This is a genomic window from Laspinema olomoucense D3b, from assembly GCF_025370785.1.
In the GTDB taxonomy this organism is placed as follows: Bacteria; Cyanobacteriota; Cyanobacteriia; order Cyanobacteriales; family Laspinemataceae; genus Laspinema; species Laspinema olomoucense.
In genome coordinates, this window is the sequence record NZ_JAMXFA010000087.1 from 1 (window position 1) to 2,419 (window position 2,419).

Here is a 2,419-nt window from a genome sequence, read left to right on the forward strand (position 1 = left end):
GTGCGATTCGTTCAGTCGAAATGAGTAGCAACACTCAGGGATGACTGGCAGGGATGAAAAGAAGGGGGCAACCCCAACTGAACCCTGACAACTAGATATCGATGATGGTGTAATTCCATCCCGCGAGGTGTATCGCGTGAAAGCACTTCCCCCACGGTAGAGAGTGGTCTTCAATCCGTGAAGCGGGGATGAAAGGTGGTTAAACTCGGGTTTAAACGAGTACCCCATCGAGCAAGTGCCTATGGACAGGAAAACGAACCCATGCATAAAGCGTCGTTACAACTAACCTGCGAAAATTAAACTGATACGCAGTAACCAAAAGGTTGAGGATAAAAGGAAAGGCAGGTCGATAACTGACCTTTCATACACCCATCATAAACCCGGCGTAGAGTGGCATCCTAAAGGCACAACCAATCGATATCTGGAACGAAATAACCCCTCGTCATGCTCTCAAGGAAAAGGTCGAAGTCTTGAGTAGGGAACCACCCGCAAGCTAACGAGAGGAGAGATTGAGTCAGAAGCGAAAGCCAATCCGTAATGGATTGGATATGCCGACGGACTCACGACAATTTGGAAGATAAAGTCTAAGTAGCAATTATGTCCAAAACGATTAACAATTCCAAAACGATTAATACGGTGAGACTGGAATGGCGACAAATCAACTGGAAATCGGTTGAACGCCGTGTATTCCGCTTGCAAAAACGAATTTATCAAGCCAAGCGTCGTGGCGATGTCAAAACAGTTCGCGGACTCCAGAAGATATTGCTCAAAAGCTGGTCAGCCAAGCTGTTAGCGGTCAGGCGGGTAACGCAGGATAACCAGGGGCGAAAGACGGCAGGAGTGGACGGAGTTAAGTCTTTGTCCCCAGTAGCACGCTTGAATCTGGTAGGTCAACTGGAACTCGGCTCAAAATCCAAACCCGCCAGACGGGTATGGATACCTAAACCAGGTCGAGATGAAAAGAGACCATTAGGAATACCTACGATGTATGACCGTGCAGCACAAGCCTTAGTCAAAATGGCACTAGAGCCACAATGGGAGGCTGTTTTTGAACCCAACTCGTATGGGTTTAGACCAGGAAGGTCTTGTCATGACGCAAGAGAAGCAATCTTTACGGCCATAAGGTGTAAAGCCAAATGGGTGTTAGATGCAGATATTGCACGATGTTTTGATAAGATTGACCACAACAGCTTACTCAATAAGCTCGAAACATTCCCCGCCATCAGACGTCAAATCCGAGCATGGTTAAAGGCTGGGGTAATTGATTCCGGACAGCTATTTCCGACAGATGAGGGTACGCCACAAGGCGGGGTCATTTCCCCCCTATTGGCAAATATCGCCCTTCATGGCATGGAGAAAAGCATTAAGGACATGGTGGAAAAGCTACCCGGAAAAGGTAGCCGAACGAATCGAAGGGATGCGGTATCTCTAATCAGATACGCTGATGACTTCGTAATCATCCATGAAAACCAAGATGTAATTAGAAAATGTCGTGAACACATTCAGGAATGGTTGAAAGGAATAGGTCTAGAACTCAAAGAGGCTAAAACACACCTAACCCATACATTAGAAGGTAACAATCCGGGGTTCGATTTCCTTGGTTTCAATATCCGACAACACAAAGTTGGAAAATACAAAACCGGAAAGAATACCCATAAAGAACCTCTAGGATTCAAAACCATCATCAAACCCAGCAAGAAAGCCATCCAAAACCATTACCAGAAACTGAAAGAGGTAATAAATTCTCATATCACCGCACCGCAAGAAGCCTTAATTAAGCATCTTAACCCGATGGTCAGGGGATGGAGCAACTATTACTCAACAGTTGTTTCCAAGGAAATTTTTGCCCAATTGGACCAACTCATGTATTGGAAACTGGTCAAATGGGGAAAAAGAAAACACCCAAATAAAACGGGTAAATGGATAGCTCGGAAATATTGGCAAACGATTGGTAATCGCAGATGGGCGTTTGCAACCCGGTCAGAAATGAACCCGATGCAACTACAGAGTCACAACAAAACACCAATCGTGCGCCATGTGAAAGTTAAAGGCGAAGCCAGTCCATATGATGGCAACTTAAAATACTGGAGTTCAAGACTGGGCGAACAACCTGGAGTTCCCTCGAAGATATCCAAACTTCTGAAGAAACAAAAGGGCAAATGCGCTCATTGCGGGCTATTCTTCCGTGAAGAAGATATAGTGGAAATGGACCACATAATCCCCAAATCAAAAGGTGGAAAGGATACTTACAAGAACCTCCAACTTCTTCACCGACATTGCCACGATGTCAAAACTGCCAGCGATGGCAGTCTTGGTACTCATGACAAGAGCCAAACTGTTGAGGAGCCGTGTGAAGGGAAACTTTCACGCACGGTTCTGAAGACGAGTCGGGTGGGCGACTGCCCGGCTTAGTTTAATC

The 2,419-nt window shown here is 45.9% G+C and carries 1 protein-coding gene; it reads left to right on the plus strand.

Going from position 1 to position 2,419, the window contains the following annotated elements:
* The first annotated feature begins 597 nt into the window (after nt 1–597).
* On the plus strand, nt 598–2,412 hold the full coding sequence (gene ltrA, locus NG792_RS28700) for a group II intron reverse transcriptase/maturase (RefSeq protein WP_261237790.1): 1,815 nt from the start codon (nt 598–600) through the stop codon (nt 2,410–2,412).
* Nucleotides 2,413–2,419: the final 7 nt, after the last annotated feature.